We start from the raw sequence: 1,619 nt of genomic DNA, 5'->3' as shown, positions 1-1,619 counted from the left end.
ACACGGCAAATCACTGGAATTGACTTTCATCTTTGCAAAATCGGCAATCAGAACCATGATCTGGTGATTGATTTGGTCACCACAGAAAATGGCTATCCGACCGCCGATATTCAAGCGCAAAGCTTTTATTCTATGAAGGGCGCAAAGCTAGGTTGGGCAGAGGCACGCTATGATGTACCACTCCTTGTGATGGATGACCGTTTAACGGCTTTTGTCATTAAAACCGATGATGCTGATCATTCCGTCTCTTTAGCAAAGCTTGGAGATTTTGATGCAGAACACCAGAGATACGTCTCGAGCCACCCTTACGTGACCGGTCCACGCTTTTCTTCTGTCAATGCTAGGAGCTGGACCGCTCATCAAGATGAGGCTTTAGCTTTTAGGGTGCTGGCGGCACGCTACACACAAACAGAAAAAACCATTGATCTTGGCACTTTTGACCTTGTGGACTGCTCTGATTTGCAAGTACGCGCAGCCATTGAATTGCCTTCAAGCGATTGTTCTGTCATCTTTGAAATTGAACGAAACAATGGCACGGTTTATCAACTTCTTCCCTTTCAATTGCTAAGCCTTACTGAATATATCAGTGAAAAGGTAAAGCTTCGCGCTATTCTCAAAGGCACCGAAAAGCTCTCACCCGTCTTGTTTGCTCCTGTTCAATTGATTGCGGGAAAGATCCATAAGGAAGCGACCTATGTCACGCGTGCTTTTGCCTTTGGGGAAAAAGCAAGATTGACCAGCTATATCAAAACCTTTTTACCAGGTGGTGCAACCTTTTCACTCGAGATGCAACTGGATGATGGTGCTTTTGTCCCTCTCACATTAGAGGAAACAGAGCAGTTATCCGAACCACTTTGGACAGAACGAAAATTTGTAAGCAGCGACAAAGGCGCCAAACAAGCACGCCTCAAACTCACGCTTACTGGTGGACCAGCAGCGCGGTCCATGGTGCGTGATTTTGGCGCTGGCATATTATAATGGGAAAATGAGAGATGACAAAAACCAAAAAACTCGACATGGAATTGCCTAAAGAAGGTCGTTTTATCAGTTCTGAATTCCCAATCTTGCGGGAAAACTTGACGAAAATTGATCAAGCCATTGCGGGTGTTGAGGACAAGGTAGACCAAAAAGCACCTTTACAACACACGCATACCATAAGCGAAATCACAAATCTAGAAAGCGCTCTCAATGGTAAAATGGCAGCGGATAAAACTTTCACTTTTGCCGATTTAAGCGATATCGAAGGCGCAAAAGATGCTGCCAACAATTATGTTCTCTATAAATCAAGCAATAATAACTTCACTTTTGGCAGTGCTGTCTCTCTATTAGGCGCACATCAACATAAAACCGAAGATATTGTGGGGCTCGATGATTTTAGAGCCAAGATCAATGAAGATCTCACAAGCTATGGACGCTTAGCCAGCCCAAATGAATGGCAGAATTATAATAAATTTACCAGCAAAGTCACTATGAGTGGTGGCTTAGAACTGTTGGGTAATTCGTCGTTTAATCTCACCCACAATAATAAAGTTGTGACAAGTCTAAGCACAAATGGAAGTACCTTGAAAGGACCTTTGAGAGTTGATGGTGAAGCTGTTTATACCAAGGTGCAAGTGGAT

At 43.7% G+C, this 1,619-nt stretch carries 1 protein-coding gene and 1 pseudogene; both read left to right on the top strand.

The window, feature by feature from the left end:
- Nucleotides 1-978, top strand: a pseudogene (locus ACFINZ_RS09515) (DUF4815 domain-containing protein); the annotation flags it as partial.
- A 14-nt stretch (nucleotides 979-992) separates the two neighbouring features.
- Nucleotides 993-1,619: Bgr_08870 family protein (locus ACFINZ_RS09510; RefSeq protein WP_375701401.1), on the top strand; the 627-nt coding region annotated here is incomplete at its 3' end.

Source organism: Bartonella sp. AA81SXKL (assembly GCF_042196945.1).
In the GTDB taxonomy this organism is placed as follows: domain Bacteria; phylum Pseudomonadota; class Alphaproteobacteria; order Rhizobiales; family Rhizobiaceae; genus Bartonella.
Note: the sequence above shows the minus strand (reverse complement) of the source record. Positions and strands in the feature narration are given on the sequence as shown.